The 21,259-nt window shown below is 55.3% G+C and carries 21 protein-coding genes; 7 read left to right on the top strand and 14 right to left on the bottom strand.

From position 1 onward, the window contains the following. Positions 1–12: 12 nt before the first annotated feature. Entirely contained in the window at positions 13–1,086 is a 1,074-nt protein-coding gene (locus C5F52_RS01225) for a hypothetical protein (protein WP_146100013.1), read from the bottom strand. A gap of 23 nt (positions 1,087–1,109) precedes the next feature. After that, a complete protein-coding gene (locus tag C5F52_RS01230; RefSeq protein ID WP_104796515.1) occupies positions 1,110–1,589 on the bottom strand; it encodes an LPP20 family lipoprotein in 480 nt (159 codons plus the stop codon). Positions 1,590–1,722: 133 nt separating this feature from the next. On the opposite strand from C5F52_RS01230, the gene C5F52_RS01235 reads away from it, so the two are divergent. Continuing rightward, on the top strand, positions 1,723–2,823 hold the full coding sequence (locus tag C5F52_RS01235; protein WP_104796516.1) for a sigma-54-dependent Fis family transcriptional regulator: 1,101 nt from the start codon (positions 1,723–1,725) through the stop codon (positions 2,821–2,823). On the opposite strand, the gene C5F52_RS01240 is transcribed toward C5F52_RS01235, so the two are convergent. The 8 genes from C5F52_RS01240 to flhA form a co-directional block, all read right to left on the bottom strand. Further along, positions 2,820–3,860, bottom strand: a complete 1,041-nt coding sequence (locus C5F52_RS01240) for a flagellar motor protein MotB (RefSeq protein WP_201746937.1) — start codon at positions 3,858–3,860, stop codon at positions 2,820–2,822. The genes C5F52_RS01235 and C5F52_RS01240 overlap by 4 nt on opposite strands. Next, complete coding sequence (gene motA, locus C5F52_RS01245) at positions 3,860–4,720, bottom strand: flagellar motor stator protein MotA (RefSeq protein ID WP_104796517.1); 861 nt, start codon at positions 4,718–4,720, stop codon at positions 3,860–3,862. The genes C5F52_RS01240 and motA overlap by 1 nt, the downstream gene beginning before the upstream one ends. A 128-nt stretch (positions 4,721–4,848) precedes the next feature. After that, the gene (gene fliS, locus C5F52_RS01250; protein WP_104796518.1) at positions 4,849–5,271 is read right to left on the bottom strand and encodes a flagellar export chaperone FliS; all 423 of its coding nucleotides are present in this window, start codon (positions 5,269–5,271) and stop codon (positions 4,849–4,851) included. An 88-nt stretch (positions 5,272–5,359) separates the two neighbouring features. After that, positions 5,360–6,238 carry a hypothetical protein gene (locus C5F52_RS01255; RefSeq protein ID WP_104796519.1) on the bottom strand — a complete coding sequence of 293 codons (879 nt, stop codon included), beginning with the start codon at positions 6,236–6,238 and terminating at the stop codon, positions 5,360–5,362. Next, positions 6,235–6,993 (bottom strand): RNA polymerase sigma factor FliA, encoded by a 759-nt coding sequence (gene fliA / locus C5F52_RS01260; protein WP_104796520.1) that lies wholly within the window; start codon positions 6,991–6,993, stop codon positions 6,235–6,237. The genes C5F52_RS01255 and fliA overlap by 4 nt, the downstream gene beginning before the upstream one ends. After that, a complete protein-coding gene (locus C5F52_RS01265) occupies positions 6,990–7,817 on the bottom strand; it encodes a MinD/ParA family protein (RefSeq protein WP_104796521.1) in 828 nt (275 codons plus the stop codon). The genes fliA and C5F52_RS01265 overlap by 4 nt, the downstream gene beginning before the upstream one ends. Continuing rightward, entirely contained in the window at positions 7,810–9,198 is a 1,389-nt protein-coding gene (locus tag C5F52_RS01270) for a hypothetical protein (RefSeq protein WP_104796522.1), read from the bottom strand. The genes C5F52_RS01265 and C5F52_RS01270 overlap by 8 nt, the downstream gene beginning before the upstream one ends. Positions 9,199–9,237: 39 nt before the next feature. Next, complete coding sequence (gene flhA, locus C5F52_RS01275) at positions 9,238–11,334, bottom strand: flagellar biosynthesis protein FlhA (RefSeq protein WP_104797110.1); 2,097 nt, start codon at positions 11,332–11,334, stop codon at positions 9,238–9,240. Between the two features lie 189 nt (positions 11,335–11,523). On the opposite strand from flhA, the gene C5F52_RS01280 reads away from it, so the two are divergent. The 4 genes from C5F52_RS01280 to fliN are packed head-to-tail and all read left to right on the top strand — an operon-like array spanning position 11,524 to position 15,293. Then, a complete protein-coding gene (locus C5F52_RS01280; protein ID WP_104796523.1) occupies positions 11,524–13,230 on the top strand; it encodes a flagellar hook-length control protein FliK in 1,707 nt (568 codons plus the stop codon). Positions 13,231–13,265: 35 nt separating this feature from the next. Beyond that, entirely contained in the window at positions 13,266–13,859 is a 594-nt protein-coding gene (fliL, locus tag C5F52_RS01285; RefSeq protein ID WP_104796524.1) for a flagellar basal body-associated protein FliL, read from the top strand. A gap of 13 nt (positions 13,860–13,872) precedes the next feature. Beyond that, complete coding sequence (gene fliM, locus C5F52_RS01290; RefSeq protein WP_104796525.1) at positions 13,873–14,865, top strand: flagellar motor switch protein FliM; 993 nt, start codon at positions 13,873–13,875, stop codon at positions 14,863–14,865. Between the two features lie 14 nt (positions 14,866–14,879). Next, a complete protein-coding gene (gene fliN, locus C5F52_RS30155) occupies positions 14,880–15,293 on the top strand; it encodes a flagellar motor switch protein FliN (RefSeq protein ID WP_236657678.1) in 414 nt (137 codons plus the stop codon). Between the two features lie 32 nt (positions 15,294–15,325). On the opposite strand, the gene C5F52_RS01300 is transcribed toward fliN, so the two are convergent. Beyond that, on the bottom strand, positions 15,326–15,661 hold the full coding sequence (locus C5F52_RS01300) for a polymer-forming cytoskeletal protein (protein ID WP_104796526.1): 336 nt from the start codon (positions 15,659–15,661) through the stop codon (positions 15,326–15,328). Continuing rightward, the gene (locus C5F52_RS01305; protein ID WP_104796527.1) at positions 15,658–16,266 is read right to left on the bottom strand and encodes a hypothetical protein; all 609 of its coding nucleotides are present in this window, start codon (positions 16,264–16,266) and stop codon (positions 15,658–15,660) included. The genes C5F52_RS01300 and C5F52_RS01305 overlap by 4 nt, the downstream gene beginning before the upstream one ends. A 141-nt stretch (positions 16,267–16,407) precedes the next feature. Between C5F52_RS01305 and C5F52_RS01310 the strand changes: the two genes are divergently transcribed. Further along, positions 16,408–16,845 (top strand): hypothetical protein, encoded by a 438-nt coding sequence (locus tag C5F52_RS01310; protein WP_104796528.1) that lies wholly within the window; start codon positions 16,408–16,410, stop codon positions 16,843–16,845. A gap of 125 nt (positions 16,846–16,970) precedes the next feature. Here C5F52_RS01310 and C5F52_RS01315 read toward each other — a convergent pair whose 3' ends face one another. Beyond that, entirely contained in the window at positions 16,971–18,170 is a 1,200-nt protein-coding gene (locus C5F52_RS01315; RefSeq protein ID WP_161499634.1) for a carbonic anhydrase, read from the bottom strand. 269 nt (positions 18,171–18,439) lie between these two features. Between C5F52_RS01315 and miaB the strand changes: the two genes are divergently transcribed. After that, a complete protein-coding gene (miaB, locus tag C5F52_RS01320) occupies positions 18,440–19,783 on the top strand; it encodes a tRNA (N6-isopentenyl adenosine(37)-C2)-methylthiotransferase MiaB (RefSeq protein ID WP_104796530.1) in 1,344 nt (447 codons plus the stop codon). Positions 19,784–19,859: 76 nt separating this feature from the next. Here miaB and ffh read toward each other — a convergent pair whose 3' ends face one another. Then, positions 19,860–21,242 (bottom strand): signal recognition particle protein, encoded by a 1,383-nt coding sequence (gene ffh / locus C5F52_RS01325; RefSeq protein WP_104796531.1) that lies wholly within the window; start codon positions 21,240–21,242, stop codon positions 19,860–19,862. Positions 21,243–21,259: the final 17 nt, after the last annotated feature.

The following is a 21,259-nucleotide window of genomic DNA, read 5'->3' on the forward strand; positions in this document are numbered from 1 at the left end:
CCCGTCAATCTTTTAGTACGTGTAAGGCCAAGCAACCCAGGCCCCGTTAAATTTTTGTTTGCGTCCAGCCACTTGCTTGATTTCCGCTTGATAAGGCGTGACCGATTTGACTTCGGCCAGCACGGCGGCGTCAAGCGCACCAGGCTCTAGGGTGTGACGTGGCAACACGGAAGGATCTGCAACCATGAGCTTGTCGCCCACGCGCAAGCCCGCGTTGCTGCCCGCGTTGAGCGACAAACGTCCGTTGGACTGTTCCACCGCGAAGGTCTGTGGTTCACACGCCAATTGTTTTTCAAGCTGTTGCACCATGGCTGTCACTGCGCGCGCAATGGCCGCATTCGTTTCGGTGTCCATCTTGGGTGTGCCGTAGGCCTGTGTGGGCAAACTTGGCACCACCACCTCTTCTGCCGTGAACCAACCTTGGCGTTGGTTGGGCCCACTGACCTGCAAGCTCAAACCAAAAGCCGAATAGTCGTCAGACACGCCGCCCAAGGGCACAGGGGTCACGGTCAATTGGGCATGCCATTTCACATGCTCTTCACCGCGGCCGTGAATCAATCGGTCATAAGTGCGCGGCTGCGCTTGCGTGCTGATGAGGCGCCAGCGCTCCGAACGCGCAGCGGCCTGCATCAAACGTGTGCGCGCGGCAAACCCAAGCTGTTGCGCAGGATAGCGTTGTGCGGGAGCCAAGCCTGGGGACAAATCCAAACCCACCGTCATCACTTGACGCAAAGGTGCTTTGGCTTGCGGCGCTTCACAGCGACCAGGCTGCACGGCCTCGACATGAGTAACTGCCAACTCAGCTTGAGGTTGTTGCCCTGCATCACGCGAATACTGAGCCACCTGCAAATCGCGCAGCTTGATTTCAGATGAAAAGCGGTTGAGCTCGCGCAGTTTGCCGTCGCTTTCCATCCAACTGGTGGCGCTGACGCGGGTGTTGGATTTCATGGCGGCTTCCACCATGGCACTGCGAATGGCGTTGAGGCGCTCTTGCGCGCTCAAATCTGCCGCAGCCACTGAAAAGTTGACACCCACCATCCCCAACACAGTGGCGATGCACAGGTACCGACGCGACGAAGTCCACATAGCTATCTTTTCGAGGTCTGTGTTTAGCGCTTGTTGCTCAAGCTGGCGATGTACAGCGCGCGCAAGTCGCTCACCACGTGGCGGTCCAGCGACATGGTGGTTTCATAGGTGTCGTCGCCCACAGGCGTGATGCTGACCAACACGGCGCCGTAAATGACACCTTCCACACGGGCGCGGAAGGTATCGCTCATCACGGTCATGTCAGCCACGGTGGTGCTGGCATCGAGCTGCTGGCCATAGACCTGTTCGGTCAAAGCGCGGTAAGCGTCAAGTTTGGAGGCACGAATGGCCAACAAACGCTGCTGCGCAGGGTTGCGATGATTTTGAATACTAATGACCGCGTAGCCTGTGGCCACCAAGGTCTCACGCTTTTGGGTCATGGGCGTGATCATGTTGGCGCCCTCGTCCAGGCGCGATTGCGCAGGCATGGGCGGAGGCGTGTTGGCGCAAGCGGTCAACAGGATGGCGGCGGCTGTCACAGCCCAAATGGTGTTGCGGTTCATGTCTATGTCCTTGAGAGGTCTCCCCCTTGATTCGGCACCGACGCGGGCATCTTTAACAAATCTCAAGACGAATACTTTTTCTGTCTTGTGAAATATTGGTTGTCACCGACAATCATGTGTAGGAATTTTTGACATGAAGCCCACCACACACTTTATTGGCTCCAGCGAGTCAGCCGCCACTTTGCGCCAATTGGTCGCCACGATGGCCAACTCAAACGCCACCGTGATGATCACGGGCGAAAGCGGGACAGGCAAAGAGCTATTGGCTCGGCTGCTGCATGAGCAATCGGACCGCTGCGGCGCCAACTTTGTGCCGATCAACTGCGCAGCCATCCCAAAAGACTTGCTAGAGAGTGAGCTGTTTGGTCACCGCAAGGGCGCATTCACGGGCGCTGTGGCCGACCGCATTGGCCGCTTCGAGCTGGCCCATGGTGGCACCATCTTCTTGGACGAAATTGGCGACATGTCGCTGGACATGCAGGTCAAGCTGCTGCGCGTGTTGCAAGAACGCACCGTTGACCCGATTGGTGGTACGCGCCAAGTGCAGGTGGATGTGCGTGTGGTCGCCGCGACCCACCGCGATTTGGAAACCGAAATTGCAGCAGGTCGGTTCCGTGAAGACTTGTATTACCGCCTCAACGTACTGCCTATGGTCACGCCTCCCCTGCGTGAGCGCAATGCCGACGTGGTGGAGCTGCTGACCTTCTTTGCCAAAAAATGCGCCAGCTTTGGCAAGCAGCCGATTCGCTTCAAACCCGATTTCATGGCGGCTTTGCAAAAATACCCATGGCCGGGCAATGTGCGTGAACTCTCCAACGTGGTCGATCGTTTCAGCACGCTGTATGCGGGCCAAGAACTGGACTTGCGCGCCATCCCCCCTACCCTGCTGCCCAAAGGCTTGGTATCTGCGCAGGCCGAACTGCAAGCGCAAGCCCCTTTGCTGGCCAAATTAGAAATGACGCCACCACCCGAGGTCTTGGCCGAAATGAACGGTGAGCCCGAGGAAGAGGACAACGACATCGAGGGCCTCATCATGCTGGCCCAAGGCATGCCGCAGCTGCCACCCGAGGGCCTGTCGCTCAAGGAGCGCATGGCGCAAATTGAGCGCAGCATCATTGAGCAAGCCCTCACCCGCAACTCTGGCAATGTGTCACGGACGGCCAAACTACTCAATTTGCAGCGCACCACCTTGATTGAGAAGATCAACAAATACGAGCTGCGTCCTGCGGCTTAATCTTGCTCGTTGTAGAGCACCGTGATGCTCATACGCCGGTTGCGCGGGTCACGCGGGTCTTTGGGATTGAACGGATCGGTGTCGGCCACGCCCTCAATGCGGGCGAATCGACTTTCTTTGATGCCGCTCTTTTCCAACAAGGCACGGGTGACTTCGGCGCGTTCAGCCGAGAGCGACCAGTTGTTGCGGCCTTCTTTGTTGTTGAAGGGCACGCTGTCCGTGTGGCCGCGAATCGCAATCTTGTTGGGCATTTCTGCCAATGAGGCTGCGATTTCGCTGATCAGATTTGAGGCTTTGCCCTGCATGCTCATGCCGCCGCTGGGGAACATCGCAAAGTCGGCTTTGTCGATGATCTCAATACGCAGACCTTGTTTGTCACGCGTGACAGACACTTGGTCTTTCAGGCCGCCGAGCTTTTTGTTTTCCGACAGCTTTTGCTCAATCTCTTTTTCGAGTTTGTCAAAGTCAGCCTTCTCCTGGGCTTGGGCAATTTCTTTCTTCTGCTCAGGCGTCAGTTTGTCTGGGTCTGAGTAGGGATTGTTGTTTTCTTGACCGGGGTCGGTACTGGGGTTGGGGCCACCTTCTGAGCGAGGGGTCAAACGTTCCAGCAACGCCGTTTGCTTGGCGGCAAACGGGAAACCATCGGGATCAATGATGGAGCGGCCACCCAACACACCGTTGGAGCCAGCCAATTGGCCAATGGCCACCAAGCTTTGCGAGGTGGGTTTGAAGTAGTCGGCAATGCTTTTGCGCTGGTCTTCGTTAGACGCGCCCAACAGCCACATCAACAAGAAGAACGCCATCATCGCCGTCATCATGTCGGCCAACGCGATCTTCCAAGCACCACCGTGAGCGCCACCATGGCCCTCGTCGATGATTTTCTTGATGATGATGACGGGCGCGGGGGCGGCTTCTTTTTCTTCTTCCGCTTTAGCGGCCTCGGCGGCTGCGACAGCAGCAGCCGCAGCGGCTGCGGCGTCTACTGCTGCTTTGTCTGCGTCTTCGGGTGCGGCGGCCGCGTCTTTTTCGTCAGCCATTATTTCCTCAACGCATCAAAGAGTTCGCCAAAGGTGGGCTGTGCATGGTGGTTGATACACACGCGCGCAGCTTCAATGATCAAGGGAACGGGGTAGCCATGCATGTTGCCAATGATGACTTGCTGCGCCACTTTCATGGCTTCGCCGTCTTCGTCAATGATTTGCTTCAAGCGGCTACCAAAGGGTTCAAAAATACCGTAAGCCAAGAACACGCCCAAGAACGTACCCACCAACGCGCCACCAATCAAGGCGCCCAGCACGGGAGGGGGTTGGTCAATCGCGCCCATGGTCTTCACCACACCCAACACGCAAGCCACAATACCCAGCGCAGGCAAGGCGCCAGCGAGAGTGGCAATGGCGTCGGCGTTTTGCATTTCGCTGTGGTGGTGGTGTTTGATGGATGTGGTCATCACATCTTCCACCGCATAAGGGCTCAAGGTGCCTGAAGACACCACCATCAAACGGATGGTGTCGCAAATCAAACCGACCAAACCGTGGTCGTGCAGCATCTTGGGACATTCACCAAAAATGGCACTGGCCTCGGGGTTCTCCACGTGCGATTCCATCGCCACGGCACCCTCGGCCTTGAGTGTTTTCATCAGCTTGGAGATCACGGCGATGATGCCGATGTAGTCTTCCTTGTGGTACTTGGGGCCTTTGATCACGCGACCCATACCGCCCCATGCGCCTTTAAAAATAGCGCCAGAGTTACCGGTGATCATGCCGCCAACGCCAGCACCACCAATAATGAACATCTCGAATGGGGTGGCTTTGATAATGGGCGCCAAGCTACCGCCGGCGATCACGAAACCGCCGAACACGCAAATGAACAGAACGACCAAACCAATAATTGCTGACATCTAACACTCTCCCCAAGCAGGTTGGCGCACCCAAGTCAAAAACTTGGATGCGCCTAAAAATTGTCCCGAACAACCTGCAAGATTAACTGATAAATCACAAAATTCTTCTAAAAAGAAGAAAACCGCGATCAGTTCATCATGCTGGTAGGTCGGTTGCTCGCTGGCACCAAGGAAGGCACGCCTTCCCAAGCGTCGCGAATTTCGCGCATCAAACCGTGAATCTCGTCCAACACCGCCACATCGTTGTGGGCGTTGGCATGGAACAAACGACGTGTCACATAGCTGTACAACTCATTGAGGTTGTTGGCCAGATCGCCGCCTTTTTCAAAATCCAAGGCACCTTGCAGACCAATCACGATGCGGCTGGCACGTGCAATAGCTTTGGATTTTTCAGTGATATTTTTGTGTTGGATGTGACCACGCGCGGTGGACAAACTTTCCAACAAGCCATCAAACAACATTTGAATCAATTGCACATTGTTGGCCGTGGCAACGCCGCTGCTGACTTTGACATCGCCGTAACTTTGAATGGCTCGTGAATTGGCTCGCATTTGATTAACTCCTGTGTATTTCTTCGCTTACACAGGCAGTATCGGAAGGGGCTTCGCAAACTTGAGTGGCATCTGTACAAACAGCCGATCAAACAGGCTTAGCTTCCAGTGTCTCTGCATTCGCATGCACCAAGGCTTCGTCGTGCGCTTCCATCACTTCTTCAGGCTGCATCACCGCTTCGACCGTTTCAGCGGCAACTTCTTGCCGCTGCTGGTCTTCGTAGGCTTGCACATGCTCTAAACCTTGTGCCAATTCTTCTGGCGTCAGTTCACGTTCATCGCTGTTTTCGAGCAAACCGTTGCCCAACACCTCCGAGGTGCCTGAGGCATCGGTGAGTGCGAGCATGGTGTCTTCGCCAGAGTCATCGGCCAGCGGCACTTCTTCAAATAAGAAGTCAGAGAATGGCACTTCGTTGGTGATGCCCACGCGCTGGTAAAGCATGTCGACCACGCTGTCCACGGTTTGTTTCAAACGCAACAAAACTTCGGAGTCTGGGCTTTGGCAATAACTACCCGCAAACTCCAAGGCAGAGCGGTACACGCTGCCCAAATGCTGCGGTGGCAACCACGATTGGATGTGGCCGCGCGCCGTTGAAATTTTGCGCGTCGAGCTTGGCATGTGGTTTTCAGTGCCACCCAATGCATCTTCAATGCCGTCTTTGAAACTGGCCGTGATGTGCTCACGCAGGATGGGTTCGTAATGCGGACGCAAGGCATCAATCAAGGTGGCATCAAAGCCCTCGACTTGTTTGCCGTTCATGGCATCCCACAGCTTTTTGCCTTCCAAACCTGAGAACAACAAATCCCCAGGAATTTCAGATCCGAAATCGGGCACAGCAGGTGTGGTGTCGGGCTTAGGCGCCTCGTACATCTTGGCCAAATGGTTGATCTTGTCGATGAGGTACAGCGTCAAGATGACCAAGAGCAACAAGATCCACGAGATCATGTTCATCATGAAATTACTCATGCGCGTCTCCTGGTTTCAACCTTCTCGGTTTCGGCCGCGTTGTCCACCTTCAAGGTGCCGCGCAGCTTTTTGACCACTGAAGACAAAATTTGGCTCACGCGAGACTCGCTCACGCCCAAGGTTTCGCCAATCTCTTTGAGGTTGAACTCTTCCACGTAGTAGAGCTGCATGACCAACTGCTCACGCTCGGGCAACTGGGCAATGGCGTCGGTCACGGCATCCATGAACTGCGCTTCTTCCACGATCACTTCAGGTTGTTGCGAGCTGTCGTCAGCGATGGTCATCACCTCTTCGGTGACCACTTCCATGGAATAGGTCTCGAAGCGTTTGGCTTTGCCGCGCTCTTTGTGGAACTCTTCTAAGTCTTTGCCCATGTACTCGGCAATTTCAGCTTGCGTAGGCGTACGGCCCAACTCAGCCGCCAAAGCGTGCACCGTGGTGTTGTGTTCTTTGTTGAAAGCCACGGCTGAGCGGGGCAAGAACGACAAGCGTCGCACTTCATCCAACATGGCGCCGCGCACACGGCTGTGGGCGAAGTTTTCAAACTCAATGCCTTTGACAGGATCAAACGCACGCGAAGCTTCGAGCAGGCCAATCATGCCCACTTGAATCAGCTCATCGAGCTCCATGAAGGCGGGGATACGGGCTTTCAAGTGCAAGGCCACGCGTTTGACCAGGCCCAAATGGGCCATGACCAAATCTTCGCCCTTGGGCTTGCAAGAGCCGTACATTTCGGCGGGGGTGAGGGCTCTCATGTGTCAGACGAACTGTTTTTCATCAGTCGCTCCATGAAGAATTGCAGACCGCCCGAAGGGTGGTCAATCGGACGCAAGTGCGTGCATGCCTCGGCTAAGCGCATGTAGTCACGAGCGGCGGCTGTGCCAGGGGCGAGTTCCATCACCGACTGGTATTTTTTGAGTGCGCGCAACACCATCTCGTCTTCTTCGATCGAGGTGAGGTAGTGCACCGACTCGCCCAAAAAACGCACACAGACGTCGTTGAGCTTTTTGTAAAGTTTCCAGCCTTCGGATTGGCTGCGCACCATGTTGGGCAAGAGATAAATTTCGTCCAAACCCATCTCTTTGCTCAAGATTTTGATGGTGCCGTAGGCATCGGCAATCGACGATGGGTCGTCTTTGACCACGATGAAGCGGCGTTGGCACGCGGCCAAGAATGACAACACCGAGGGCGAAATGCCGGCTGCCACGTCCACGATTAAATAGTCGACATCGTCGGCCAACACGCCAAACGACTGCACGATGCTGGCCGCTTGGATGTCGCTCAGACCCGCCAACTCTTGCATGCCCGAGGCACCCGGGATGAGCTTCACGCCTTGGCGGGTGGTGATGAGAATTTCTTGCAAGGTTTTTTGACCGGCCAAGAAGTGACCCAAGTTGTACTCAGCGCGCGCGCCGAGTGCGATTTGTGCGTTGGCCAAACCGAGGTCGGCGTCAAACAGCATGACGCTATGACCGAGCTGAGTCAGTGCCACCGCCAAGTTGATGGAGGTGGTGGTTTTACCGACGCCACCCTTGCCGCTGGCAACACCGATGACTTCTGTTCTGCGTGGATTACTCATGGGTCAGGCCTGTGGTTTCGGTTTTAAATTTGGCAGCGATTTGCGCCAGTTTGGAAGCAGCCAAATCATTGACGGCTGCCTCGCGTGCGTTTTGTTGAGCTTGCTCTTCGGTTTCGGGCAATGGCAAGTTGTCGAGGGCGCATTGCACCAAACCGGCCAAGGACACGTCTTGCACCAAGTCAACCGTGCGGTCGCCGTGGCTGGCCACGGACACGCTCAAAGATTTGTCGGTCAAGAACTGCAACAAAGCCCAAGGTTGGTTGGATTCGTCGAGCTTGCTCAGCATCAAGGATGCCCAAATGTTGTCGGTGTTGTCAAACACGCGGCGGATGTTGGCGGCGGATGCGTCAGCGGGAATCACCGCGTGGCACTGCACATTCAGGTTCATGGCGCGAATCTCGGCCAAGCGCTCGTTCATTTGCACACCCGCGGTGTCAATCAAGATGAGTTGGCGGTCGGTGTGCTCGTCAAGCAACAACTTCAAAGTTGAGGCGTTGGTGGCGCGGAACGAGTCCACACCCGACTGGGCACACAGCAATTGGGTTTGGTTCCAAGCGCCAGCGCGCTGGTCTTGGAAGCTAATAACCATGACTTTTTCGCTACCATGCAATTGGGCAGCATGTTGCGCCAAGCGGGCCACCATCATGGATTTGCCAGCACCAGATGGGCCAGCCAATGCATGAATACCCGACACTGGCGTTTGAGCTTGTTCTTGCTCCACAGAGTGGGCCAATTGACGGCTCAAAGCGCCCATGGCGTCAGCCATGTTGTCGTGGTCTTTGATGTTGTCAATCAACAGGGCACGCAAAGCGACAGGAATGGGTGCGTCGTTCAAAGCATCGCGCAAAGGTGCGATGGCAACAGGCAGTTGCATGCCGCCTTGTTGCCAAGCAGCCATTTGTTGGCCCAGTTTGAATTCACGGCGCAACGAGTTGAGCTCTTCACGCACCAGCGCGACGATTTCGCGACCGCGCAGGGTGTCGTGTTCTTCGGCGGCGCGTTTGGCGGTTTCGTCCACAGGCTGTGCAGCGGCTTTGACAGGGGCTTTGACCTTAGGCGCAGCTGGCTTAGACGCAACTTCCACAATCGGCTTGGCCACTTTGGTGGCTTGGCGCTCGCGGGCATCGCGTTTGTTTTGGTCGATGGTTTGACCCAACAACACATCAAACTTGCCAGAGGGCTTAGCCGATGTGGCGTATTGGCTTTTCACAAACGGATCGGCTTCCTCAGGCGTGAGGGGGGCCAGATCAACCGCCACGATCAGCTCGGTCAAGCCATTGACTTGGCCGCTCGAGATGACGAGCACGTCGGGGCCGTATTGGGCCACGGCCTTTTCGTTGGCAGCGCGGATGTCGCGGGCAAGGATGCGTTTGAGTTCCATAGGGTCAGCTCACTCTGTCTTTTGTTATAGGTTTACGGTTTATCGGGCTTTGGCGTCCACGGTGTGGATCACTTTGACGGCCTGATCGTCCGGAATTTCGCTGTAAGACAGCACAGTCAAATCGTTCACGCGGAATCGTGCGGCTTTAGAGAGCCAACCACGAATCACGGGGGACACCACCAACACAGCGGGGTGGCCCATTTCTTCTACGGTGCGCGCGCCTTCGCGCAAACCGGCAAATAAGTTTTCAGACAAGCCCGGCTCCATCACCACGGCTTGGCCTGGCTGGCTTTGTTGCAACACGTTGTGCAGCAGTTGCTCGAGTGAAGGCTCAAGCGTCATGACTTGCAAACCGTTGTCGCCATCGATCAGGCTTTGCATGATCATGCGACCGAGCTTGGGGCGAACCATGGCGGTGAGTTGTTCGGGGTCTTGCGTGCGAGTGCTGGCCTCAGTCAACGCTTCAGCAATCGTGCGCATGTCGCGAATGGACACAGATTCGGCCAACAAGTTTTGCAAGGTGCGGGTCAAGATGCCGAGTGACAACTTGCCGGGCACCAAGTCTTCGACGATCTTGGGTGACTTGGCAGCCAATTTGTCGAGCAACTGTTGGGTTTCGTCATGACTCAACATGTCAGAAGCGTTTTCGCGCAAGACTTTGTTGAGGTGGGTAGAAATAGCAGTGGCAGCGTCGACCACGGTGTAACCGAGGGTACGGGCTTGGTCGCGTTGTGAAGGCTCAATCCACACGGCTTCCAAACCAAATGCGGGTTCGCGGGTGGCAATGCCTTCCAACTGGCCGTACACATGACCGGGGTTGATGGCCAACTCGCGGCCCACTTTGACTTCGCCCTTGCCACGCACCACGCCTTTGAGCACGATGTTGTAAGCGTCTGGGTCGATGTTCAAGTCATCACGGATACGCACGGGCTGAACCAAGAAGCCCAGCTCGGCAGACAATTTTTTGCGCACGCCTTTGACGCGGGTCATCAGCTCGCCGCCGGTTTCGGCGTTGACCAACGGGATCAAACCGTAGCCAATTTCCAAACCAATGAGGTCGACTTGGTCCACATCGTCCCAGTCGAGTTCTTTCGGTGCGTCCGAAGGTGTGGCGTCTTTGACGGCTTGTTCGGCTTGTTCGTCTTGCACTTCGCGGGTGACGATCATCAAGCCCAGACCAGCAGAAGCCAAAGCCAAGGTAATGAACATCAAGTGCGGCATACCGGGCACCATGCCCAAGATGATCAAAATCACAGCCGAGATGAACAAGGCGGTGGGGTTAGCCAACTGAACAGAAGCCTGCTCAGAAATAGATTCAGCGGTCGTCACGCGCGTCACGATGATGGCGGTGGCCAGTGACAACAACAACGATGGGATTTGAGCGACCAAGCCGTCACCAATAGTGAGCAAGGTGTAGATCTTGCCGGCTTCAGCCACAGGCAAATCATGCTGCGCCACACCGATGATCAAGCCACCGAACAAGTTGATCAACAGAATCAACAAGCCGGCCATGGCGTCACCGCTCACGAATTTAGAGGCACCGTCCATGGAGCCGAAGAAGTCAGATTCCTGGGCCAATTCGGCACGGCGTGTTTTGGCTGTTTCTTGGTCGATCACGCCAGCGTTCAAGTCAGCGTCAATCGACATTTGTTTACCGGGCATGGCGTCCAAGGTGAAACGGGCGTTCACTTCTGAAACGCGACCCGCACCTTTGGTCACCACCACGAAGTTGATGATCATCAAAATCGCGAAGATGATGAAACCCACCACGTAGTTACCAGCAATCACGAACTCACCGAAAGCCTGCACCACCTTACCGGCGGCGTGCGCACCTTCATGGCCGCTGACCAACACCACACGGGTAGATGCCACGTTCAGCGCCAAGCGCAACATGGTTGCAAACAACAAGACGGTGGGGAAGGATGAAAACTCAAGGGGCTTACGGGTGCCGATGGCGATCATGATCACCACCAAGCTCACAAGAATGTTGAAAGTAAACAAAAAGTCCAACAACAACGGAGGCAATGGCAACACGAGCATCGCCATGATGACGAGCACCACCACCGGAATACTGAGTCCGGAGAGGTCAAATTTCGACAAGTTGTGTCGAATCGTTGACAGAGTGAGAGTGCTCATTGAGGGAATCCAGTTGAAAGTGGAACGTTTAGGTTTCTTTTTGCCTTGAAAAAATTGTCGAGGCATGTTCATTAAGCAATCGATGTGCCAAGTCAAACTGACACTGATGCGCCTCTCCGCCGAAAGCGGCAAGAACTGACCTGTCACGGTTCTTGCTTAACTCCTTGGCAAACTCGTTTTAAGAACACCATGAACCTGTCCAGCTATCTCCAAATACCACCAGCCCCGCTGGTGCCAACCAACACCAACAACGCGGTGCCACAAGGCGCGCGCACTGGTGTGGGCCCGGCTGCGGGCGGTGGCTTGGGGTTTGATTTCGCGCAAGTCATGGCGCGTCAAATGGAGCGCCTGGTACCGCAAGAGCGGCAAACTTTTGCCGCTGATGTGCCAGAGCAGCCACAACCACAACCACAAGCACGTACACAAGATTCACGCCCAGTAGAAGACCGGCACGACGCAGAACGCCCCGCGCAAGAGAAACGCACGAACAACGAGGCATCTCCAGACGATGCCGATGACACCTCTGCAGCTCAAGCACGCCCACGCAACAAAGGCGCGTCGAATAAGAACAAGCCCACAGACACAGACGCTCTGTTAGAGAGTTTGATGCAGGGTGCCCCCGTCACACCAAACGCCACAACCTCAGTGGTTGCCACACCTGCAATCAGCCAGGTCACCACGACCACTGAAGACGTTGCAGCATCTGAATTGACGAGCTCGGCCACCTTGCAAACCATCGAGCTGAGCCCGCAGATGCGCATCATCACAGACCCCAAAGCGGCACCAAGCCCTGAAAGTTTGGCGGCTTTTGCCAAGGCCATGGGTTTGGATGAGTCAGAGATTCAAAACTTATTGAACCAACCACCGGCGACCACGGCACCCACAGGTGTGCAGACCTCAAATGCCCAAAGCCTTGCCAGTGGTTTAGCCACGCCCACCGCCTTGCAAGCAGCCATGAGCACCGTGCTGGGTGGCGTATCGCAAGGCATGGCTCCGACAGCAGACAGCACCGTCGCCACACAACTGGCAGCCATGACCTCCGTTGACGCACAGCCTATGGCTGCCGCATCTGGCGCAGGTTTGGCAGCAGCGGCCACCACATTGGCTGCACCCGCGTTGCCAGGCCTAACGCCGACCGACATGGCTGCGATCCAACAATTACAAATCACCGTTTTGCCTGTTGCCGTGTTGCCCGTCAACACCAACGCAAGCAACGCCCCCATCCCTAGCACCCTCGACATGTTGTCGCTCTTGGGAACCGGCGTCGATGAACAAGACGTGAGCGCCCTCTTGTCTCGCTTCTCCGAAGAAGCGGGCAGCGAGAGCCATGCAGATCAGCAATCGTCATCAGGCGAAGGCCAGCAAAATTTCAGCAGCTTTTCACAAGCGTTGAGCAACACCAAAAACGCCACCGGCGCAGCACCTGCCAATGCCGCACAAGCCACAAGCGCCAACATGAGCGAGGTCTACGACCAGCTCAGCGACAAGATGGCCACCGAAATGGCCGCACGCATGCACAAGCAGCTCAGCGATGGTGAGTGGAAGATGAAATTTGGTCTGCGCCCCTCGAACTTAGGTGGCGTTGAAATTCAACTCGAAATGAAAGACGGCAAACTCGATGCCGTCTTCCGTGCCGACAACCCGCTCACACGCGACTTGCTGCAAAACAGCAGCCAGCGCTTGCGCGAAGCACTTGGTAACTTTGGCATTAATGCCGGTCAAGTGCAGGTCGGCCAAGGCGGTGGCAACACCCCACAAAACAACTCTGGAAATTCAGGAAAGAATTCCCAAGTTAGAGACAATTCATCTTTGCAAGTCAAAGGTACAGGCGACGCTTCTGGCGTGACCTCTACCCGTAACAAGGCCAATGCGTCCTTGCTTGACCTCTATGCATAAATTACGCATGACAATCTGAACATTAGGAGAACGATATGGCAGAAGCAGAAGCAGCACCGGCAGAAGAAGTTGTCGAAGGCGAACCGAAGAAAAAGAAACCAATTCTTTTGATTGTGGTGATCGTGTTGTCCGTGGTCATCCTGATCATGTCGGTGATGTTCGGCACCTTGTATTTCTCAGGCTTCTTCGAGCACAAGAGCGAAGCAGCCGCCCACGAGAAAGTGGACGAACTGGAAAAAGAAGCCGCGAACGCACATGGCGCGACACCAGAAGGCCCATCGAAAGTCAAGAAGGAAGCCGAAGCCACACGCTTTGAGAACACCTACTTGGAAATCGACAAAGAGTTCATGACCAACATCACGAACTCCAAAAAAATCATGGTCGTGAAAGTGGCCGTGATGACCCATTACGACTCACGCGTGTTCGACAACGTGAAGAAGCATGAATTTGCCATTCGCTCCGCCGTGCTCGACGTGATGCGTCAAAGCACCGAAGCCGATGTGGCCAAGCAAGACTTCCGCGTTGACTTAGCCGCCAAGATCAAGGTCGTGATGAACGAAATGCTCATGAAGTACGAAGACTTCGGCGGTATTGAAGACGTGTTCTTCACCTCTTTCGTGATGCAGTAACCCTTAATTCAACATGAAATCTAACCTGCTCTCGGACGAAGAACTGGCCGCGCTGTCGGAAGGCGTGCGCGACGGTTCGATCGAGACCGACACTGGCTTCAACGAAAGCGTGCGGGTGCGCAAGCACGACCTCGCCAGCGAAGACAGCAGCTTGGGCGTGAACGTCTCGTCGATCGACATGATCAACGAACGCTTCATCCGACTGTTCCGTCTTGGCTTGCTCGAAGTACTGCGTACCAGCCCACGTGTGAACCCCACACGCGTGCAAATTTTGAAGTTTGGTGATTACCTCAAAGGCCTGCGCGCCCCCTTGTCGGTCAACATGATTCGCATGAACCCGCTGCGCGGCAACTCGGTGATCATCATCGACCCCAATGTGGTGTTCAGCTCGCTCGACAGCTTCTTTGGTGGTTTTGGCAAAGGCGTGGGCGAATTGCCCCCCAGCCGTTTGTTCACCCCCACTGAAACACGCATCATCAAGATCATTCTTGAAGTGTTCTTCCGCTCGTTGACCGAAGCGTGGGGCCCACTGATGCCCATCGAATGCGAACACGTGAGTTCTGAGATCAACCCTCAGTTCGCACAAATCGCCGATGAAAACGATTTGGTGGTCTTGAGCCGCTTTGAAGCTGACGCAACTGCCAGCGGTGGCAAAGGCTTCATCGACTTGGTCTACCCCTACGCGACCTTGAAGCCTGTGCGTGAACTGCTCAGCAGCCGCGTGCAAAGTGGCGAAGGCAACGAAGAGTCAGACAAGAAATGGCGTCAAGCGCTCGCGGCCGCGGTGGGTGATGCCAAACTGGAATTGCAAGTCACCATGGGTGACATCAAAACCACGCTGCACCACTTGAACCATTTGCAAGAAGGCGATTTGTTGTTCTTCAAGAAAGACGACACCGCGCTGATGAGCACCAATGGTGTTCCCGCATTCCACGTCAACGTGGGCACACGCGGCTCACAAGTGGCGGTGCAAATCGACCACGAACACGTTCACGGTAAAAACTGAGACAGGATCACATCATGACTGACGAAAAAGAAAACCCAACCCCAGAACACGATGAAGCTGAAATGGCTGCCGCAGAAGCAGCGCACGAGACCCCTGACGAAGTGGCTGTGCAAGCTGCGGCGCAAGAGGTTGAGCCAAGCCTAGAAGACTTCAAACCCACCATGCCTGGCAACATCAACCCCGAGGTGTTGCAAAACATCGTGGTGAATTTGTCCATCGAAGTGGGCCGTGCACAAATCAAGATCAAAGACTTGATGCGTCTCACGCAAGGCAGCGTGGTCGAGCTAGACCGCATTGCGGGTGAGCCCCTCGACTTGTTGGTCAACAACTCTGTGGTTGCCCAAGGTGAAATCGTGTTGGTGAACGACCGCTACGGCGTTCGCCTGACGCGTGTGGTGCCCTCTTCAGAGCGCCTCAAGCTGATCTAAGCACCAAAAAATCAGCGCCTGATGGCGCTGATTTAGCGCTGGATCATGTCACCTTTGACTTGGCCACCGCGCTCAATCTCAATCTCGCCATAAGTCACCGTGCCGCGCACGCGGCCTGTATTACGAACAATCAGCAACTCACGGCTGGTGACGTTTTCGTTCAACTCGCCTTTGACATCCACGTACTGAGCCGTCGTTTTACCTGTCACCACACCTGAAGCGCCAATCAGCACATCACGTGCTTCGAGTTCACCATCGAACTTGCCAGAGATCACCGCTTGATTCGGGGCTTTGATCGAGCCGCTGAACACCACACCTTCACCAATGAAGATGCTGTTTTCTTTGGACATGTCGTTTTTATCGTTCATTTTTTACTTTCTGTGATGAATTCAAGTGAAGGGGTAATGGCAGCTAAACAGTCGCTCGCACTGCCTTTGCTCAAGGCTGCAGCACGCAAACCCCGGACGTAAAGTGCCCAAATAGCTTGGCAGCGTGCATCCAGATGCGTGAAACCGTGTGCGTGCAAAGCCATGTAGATCGGGGTCATGAGCTTCATGGCTTGATTGGTCACTCGCTCTTCGTCAACCACAGACCATGTCCATGCATAGGCTTGAACAGCCGCGCGAAACGCCAGCTGTTTCAAATCGTGTTGGTACATCTGAAACAGATAGGCTTTGACTTGTTCCGTGAGTGATGCACCCATCGTGGCGAGGTCCAAGCCGATCAACTTTTGAATCAAGACCTCGTTCTCCACCACCACCGCGTGACACACCAAATTGGCCTTGGTGAAGCCAAACTCCATCAGCTGTGGAATGGTCATGCGGTTGTCTTTGGCAATTTGCGCCAAAGTGAGTGCATCGAACTGCCCCAGCTCTATTTTTTCTTTGATGTAAAGCACCAGGCTGACGAGCCGATTCTTGAGTAACAAGGGCAACTCAACTTCGTCGCTTTCTTTGATCTTTTGGAAATTCATCGAAAATTAAAAAAAGTGATTGAGTGGCGTTGCAATTGAGAAATCTGACAAGATTGTCATGAGAAACAACAGGTAGGTCCATACGCTTACTGGCGTATGTCATGCCCCTCAACGCGATAAATATCAACCTTTGCAAGGCCTATGAATGCCCATCTGATCGACCCCCAAGCCATGCTTCGCTTGCGTGCACTTTGCAAGCTGGATCACGCGCGCGTCGCGCGTTTGTGCGGCCTGACCGAAGCCCAAGTGCGTGAGCTTGAAGCGGCTGAGCACGGCCAATTTGAGACGCCAGAGTTGAAAGTGCAAGCCGCTTTGAAAATCGCCGTCACCCTGAGCGGTGCACAAGCCAACGGCATGCCTGTGGTGAATGTGTTTCGCTCCCGTGCAGTGGGCGATCATGCGGGCATGCAACTGCCTGCCATCAAGGTTGAACAAGCGCCACCGCCCAAACCCAAATTCCCCGACTCGCCTGAATTCTTCAAGTTGCTCTTGATTTTTGTGGTGATGGTGTTCTTGTTAGTGGCGGTGGCCATGCCTCTGCTCTACACCCTACCCTCGCCGCCACCCAAGCTGACGTGAGCCAGCAGTGCCGTCGAACGACACGCACAGCGGCATTCACCATAAAAAAGCCTGCTCTGACGAATCAGAGCAGGCTTTTTGGTTTGGACTCAACGCGCTGAAACATCAGCGCGTGAGAAGCGCGATCAATTGGCGTTGATCTTGCGACCGTTCAAAGGCTGCACAGGACGTGCATTGCGCTTGAAGGGGAAGTCCACCACTTGCTTCTTGCCGATGTCCACAGGCGTCTTCAAGATGTAGAAGTTCACGCCTTCGGTACAAGGCGGCGTGGTCAATGAGCCTTCGTAGCTGTAGTGCGTCAACGCAGCGGGCACCAAGCTGCTAGGGTCAAACTTGACCTTATCCACCACCACCTCTGGGCCTTCGGCCTTGGGTGCGTTGTTCCACAGCGTTTGGATGGCCGCGTTGTCTTTGCCGTCGTTGAGCAAGACGCCCAACACAGCCAACTTGCCTTCGGCGTTTTTGTGCACAAAGTGCGCCACCATGGCCATGGGTTTGCCGTCAATTTGTTCTTCGCTAGGACGGTGGAAGTGGAATTGCAACAGGTTGTACACATCCTTGTTGATCTTCAAAGTGCTGCCGGGCTCCACGTTCACTTGGATGGTGTGGCCGTTGTTCAAAATTTTCAGCGGGCCTTCTTTGTAGTTGACCACCAACACGTCTTTCGACTTCTCGAAAGGACCGGTGATGTTCAAAGGCGATTGCTTCATGCCTTTGCCGCAGGTGGGGAATTCATCGCCCCAGTTCTCTGGGCCCATCTCGCCAGCGTAGTCCCAATGAACGGCATGGCCTTTTTTGTGGGCCTTGGCTTCTGGCTTCTCAGCGGCGCAATCAGCCAAGACTTTCACTTTTTGACCAGCTGCGGCCAACGCGTTTTGCGCGGCACAGATGGATTTGACGCGCGATGACCACTCGGCCATCTCCAGCGCCTTTTGGAATGCGCTGATGGTGTCTGGGTCTTCAGCGCCTTTGGTCAACAAGCGCAATGCGCCCAAGCCCAATTGGCGTTCGCTGGTCACGGGGCCTTTTTGGGCCTTGATGAAGGCTTCGTAGTCTTGCAACACGATGCCATTGGTGAACGATTCTTTGACAGCCATCATCTGCTGGGCTGCTGGCTCAAGCTCTTCGAGCTTCTCTTTGGCTTCTTCCAATTCCTTGGTCAGCTTTTCGAGTTCTTCTTGGGCCTCGGTCGCGCCTTCGCTGGCCTCGGTCAGCTCGCTCATGATGTGGTTTTTACCGGTGTAGCTCCAGTAGCCGAACGCCAAAGCGCCTGCGAGCAGCAGGCCCATGACGATTTCAATGATCAGTCGTAAATATTTTTTCATGGCCATTCACTTGAGTGGGTGCATTTGATAAAGCCAAACAACAACGCGCAGCGCACGTCCCTGTTTGGGCAGGTCAGTGGGTATCGGCTTGATGTGACACAAGCTTTAATTCCCACAACAGACGGCGAATTATTGCCGCAACTGATAAAAGCAATAAACGTGCGCAAAAGAAGCTGACACCTCGCCAACACTACAATTGCAAACTTCTTCCACAGCCTCTGGATCAACACCATGAACCGCTGCTTTTATCCCCACGGGGAGGCTCAGCCATGAGCCGCAAAGTCTTTATCAAAACCTTCGGTTGCCAAATGAACGAGTACGACTCGGACAAGATGGTCGACGTGCTCGGGCAGTCCGATGGTTACGAAAAAACCAACGATGTCGAAGAAGCCGATCTGATCGTCTTCAACACCTGCTCGGTGCGTGAGAAAGCCCAAGAAAAAGTGTTTTCTGACCTGGGTCGCATCCAGCATTTGAAAGCCAAGGGCGTCAAGATTGCCGTCGGCGGCTGCGTGGCCAGCCAAGAAGGCGACACCATCATTGCCCGCGCACCCTACGTGGACGTGGTGTTTGGCCCGCAAACCCTGCACCGTTTGCCTGAGCTGCTGAACCAACGCGAAAGATTGTCCAAGCCACAAGTCGACATCAGCTTTCCAGAAATTGAAAAGTTTGACCACCTGCCCCCCGCTCGCGTCGAAGGCGGCAGCGCCTATGTGAGCATCATGGAAGGCTGCAGCAAATATTGCAGCTACTGCGTGGTGCCCTACACACGTGGCGAAGAGGTGAGCCGTCCGTTTGACGACGTGTTGGTCGAAGTCGCGGGCTTGGCCGCACAAGGCGTGAAAGAAGTCACGCTCTTGGGCCAAAACGTCAACGCTTACCGTGGCGCCATGGGCGGCACGGCTGAGATTGCAGACTTTGCCTTGCTCATCGAGTACGTGGCCGAAATCCCCGGCATCGAGCGCATCCGCTACACCACCAGCCACCCCAACGAGTTCACACAGCGTTTGATTGATGTGTACGCCAAAGTGCCGCAACTGGTGAGCCACCTGCACCTGCCCGTGCAGCACGGCAGTGACCGCATCTTGATGGCCATGAAGCGCGGCTACACCGCCATGGAATACAAGAGCACGGTGAAAAAGCTGCGCGCCATTCGCCCCGACATGGCGATGAGCTCGGACTTCATCGTGGGCTTTCCGGGCGAGACCGAGGAAGACCACCAGAAGCTCATCAAGCTCATGCACGATGTGTACTTTGACAACTCGTTCAGTTTCATCTTCAGCCCACGCCCCGGCACGCCTGCGGCCAACCTGCAAGATGACACGCCGCACGAGGTGAAACTGCGCCGCTTGCAAGAGGTGCAAAAAATCATCGAAGACAACATGCGCGACATCAACGTGCAACGCGTAGGCACGGTGCAACGCGTGCTGGTCGATGGTTTTGCCAAGAAAGACGCCACCGAGCTGCGTGCACGCACCGAGTGCAACCGCATCGTCAACTTCAAAGGTGGCCCCAATCCTGAGCGCCTGATGAACCAGTTGATTGACGTGAAGATCACGGAAGCCAACCCGCATTCATTGCGTGGCGAGGTGTTTGTTAAAGAGTCGGCTTAAAGTCCGCTGCCGTCAAACATTGAAAAAGCCCTGAGACCGCGAGGTTTCAGGGCTTTTTGTTTTAAGCGCGAGAGCTTCAACGCATGCCTGGAAAGCCGCCACCGCCGCCCATCATGCCTTTCATGCCACCGAGCTTTTTCATCATCTTCATCATGCCGCCGCCGCTCATCTTCTTCATCATGCTTTGCATTTGCTCAAACTCTTTGAGCAAGCGGTTCACGTCTTGCACTTGCACACCGGCACCCGCGGCAATGCGGCGCTTGCGCGTGGCCTTGATGAGCTCGGGCTTGCGGCGCTCCAGCGGCGTCATGCTGTGGATGATGCCTTGCTTGCGGCCAATGTCTTTCTCGGCCTTGTCCATGTCCACTTGGCCGGCTTTGGCCGCCATTTGCGTGGGCAATTTATCCATGATGTTGGACAAGCCGCCCATGGAACGCATTTGCTGAATTTGTGCGAGGAAGTCGTTCAAGTCAAACGCATCGCCGCGCTTGACCTTCTCGGCCAGCTTTTGCGCAGCCGCCATATCCACGCCAGCGGTGACTTGCTCAACCAAGGCCAAGATGTCGCCCATGCCCAACACGCGGCCTGCATGGCGGTTGGCATCGAACAGTTCCAAACCATCGAGTTTCTCGCTGGTACCCGCAAACTTGATGGGCGCACCCGTGATTTGACGCACCGACAAGGCAGCACCGCCACGTGAATCGCCATCAAGTTTGGTCAACACAATGCCGGTCAAGGGCAGCGCATCGCTGAAGGCCTTGGCGGTGTTGATGGCGTCTTGACCTTGCATGGCGTCGACCACAAACAAGGTTTCAATCGGGTTCAACACGCTGTGCAGCTGTTTGATTTCAGCCATCAAGGCTTCGTCAATGGCCAAGCGACCTGCCGTGTCGACCAGCAACACATCAAAGTAATGTTTACGTGCGTAGTCCAGCGCAGCACGGGCAATGTCGGCGGGCTTTTGGTCGGGCGAGCTGGGAAACCATTCGGCACCGGCTTGGGCGGTGACGGTTTTGAGCTGCTCAATCGCAGCAGGGCGGTACACGTCGCCTGAAACCGTCAGCACTTTTTTCTTGCGCTGGTTGATGAGCCAACGCGCCAGCTTAGCGGTGGTAGTGGTTTTACCCGCACCTTGCAAACCGGCCATCAAAATCACGGCGGGGGGCTGGGCGGCGAGGTTCAAGTCGCTCACACCTTCGCCCATGGTGGCGGCCAACTCTTGGTTGACGATGGCCACCAAAGCTTGTCCGGGCTGCAAGGAGCCAATCACCTCTTGGCCGAGGGCTTTTTCTTTGACGCGGGCGATGAAATCGCGCACTACAGGCAAGGCCACGTCGGCTTCGAGCAAGGCCATGCGCACCTCGCGCAACATGTCGGCCACGTTGCTTTCGGTGATGCGCGCCTGTCCGCTGATGTGCTTGACGAGGCGCGAGAGTTTGTCGGTAAGGGCTGAGGCCATAGGTACCCCTTGATAGG

The sequence above is a fragment of the Limnohabitans sp. TS-CS-82 genome, from assembly GCF_002943475.1.

What these genes read in the sequence shown, in the direction of transcription:
- fliS (WP_104796518.1), bottom strand. Translation starts at nt 5,271, where the DNA reads ATGCGAGCCAATTCACGAGCCATTCAAAGTTACGGCGATGTCAAAGTC.
- fliM (WP_104796525.1), top strand. Translation starts at nt 13,873, where the DNA reads ATGAAATCTAACCTGCTCTCGGACGAAGAACTGGCCGCGCTGTCGGAA.
- C5F52_RS01235 (WP_104796516.1), top strand. Translation starts at nt 1,723, where the DNA reads ATGAAGCCCACCACACACTTTATTGGCTCCAGCGAGTCAGCCGCCACT.
- fliA (WP_104796520.1), bottom strand. Translation starts at nt 6,993, where the DNA reads ATGAGAGCCCTCACCCCCGCCGAAATGTACGGCTCTTGCAAGCCCAAG.
- C5F52_RS01310 (WP_104796528.1), top strand. Translation starts at nt 16,408, where the DNA reads ATGAATGCCCATCTGATCGACCCCCAAGCCATGCTTCGCTTGCGTGCA.
- C5F52_RS01270 (WP_104796522.1), bottom strand. Translation starts at nt 9,198, where the DNA reads ATGGAACTCAAACGCATCCTTGCCCGCGACATCCGCGCTGCCAACGAA.
- C5F52_RS01265 (WP_104796521.1), bottom strand. Translation starts at nt 7,817, where the DNA reads ATGAGTAATCCACGCAGAACAGAAGTCATCGGTGTTGCCAGCGGCAAG.
- flhA (WP_104797110.1), bottom strand. Translation starts at nt 11,334, where the DNA reads ATGAGCACTCTCACTCTGTCAACGATTCGACACAACTTGTCGAAATTT.
- C5F52_RS01280 (WP_104796523.1), top strand. Translation starts at nt 11,524, where the DNA reads ATGAACCTGTCCAGCTATCTCCAAATACCACCAGCCCCGCTGGTGCCA.
- fliL (WP_104796524.1), top strand. Translation starts at nt 13,266, where the DNA reads ATGGCAGAAGCAGAAGCAGCACCGGCAGAAGAAGTTGTCGAAGGCGAA.
- C5F52_RS01255 (WP_104796519.1), bottom strand. Translation starts at nt 6,238, where the DNA reads ATGAGTAATTTCATGATGAACATGATCTCGTGGATCTTGTTGCTCTTG.
- fliN (WP_236657678.1), top strand. Translation starts at nt 14,880, where the DNA reads ATGACTGACGAAAAAGAAAACCCAACCCCAGAACACGATGAAGCTGAA.
- C5F52_RS01305 (WP_104796527.1), bottom strand. Translation starts at nt 16,266, where the DNA reads ATGAATTTCCAAAAGATCAAAGAAAGCGACGAAGTTGAGTTGCCCTTG.
- C5F52_RS01300 (WP_104796526.1), bottom strand. Translation starts at nt 15,661, where the DNA reads ATGAACGATAAAAACGACATGTCCAAAGAAAACAGCATCTTCATTGGT.
- motA (WP_104796517.1), bottom strand. Translation starts at nt 4,720, where the DNA reads ATGTCAGCAATTATTGGTTTGGTCGTTCTGTTCATTTGCGTGTTCGGC.
- C5F52_RS01240 (WP_201746937.1), bottom strand. Translation starts at nt 3,860, where the DNA reads ATGGCTGACGAAAAAGACGCGGCCGCCGCACCCGAAGACGCAGACAAA.
- C5F52_RS01315 (WP_161499634.1), bottom strand. Translation starts at nt 18,170, where the DNA reads ATGAAAAAATATTTACGACTGATCATTGAAATCGTCATGGGCCTGCTG.
- miaB (WP_104796530.1), top strand. Translation starts at nt 18,440, where the DNA reads ATGAGCCGCAAAGTCTTTATCAAAACCTTCGGTTGCCAAATGAACGAG.
- C5F52_RS01230 (WP_104796515.1), bottom strand. Translation starts at nt 1,589, where the DNA reads ATGAACCGCAACACCATTTGGGCTGTGACAGCCGCCGCCATCCTGTTG.
- ffh (WP_104796531.1), bottom strand. Translation starts at nt 21,242, where the DNA reads ATGGCCTCAGCCCTTACCGACAAACTCTCGCGCCTCGTCAAGCACATC.
- C5F52_RS01225 (WP_146100013.1), bottom strand. Translation starts at nt 1,086, where the DNA reads ATGTGGACTTCGTCGCGTCGGTACCTGTGCATCGCCACTGTGTTGGGG.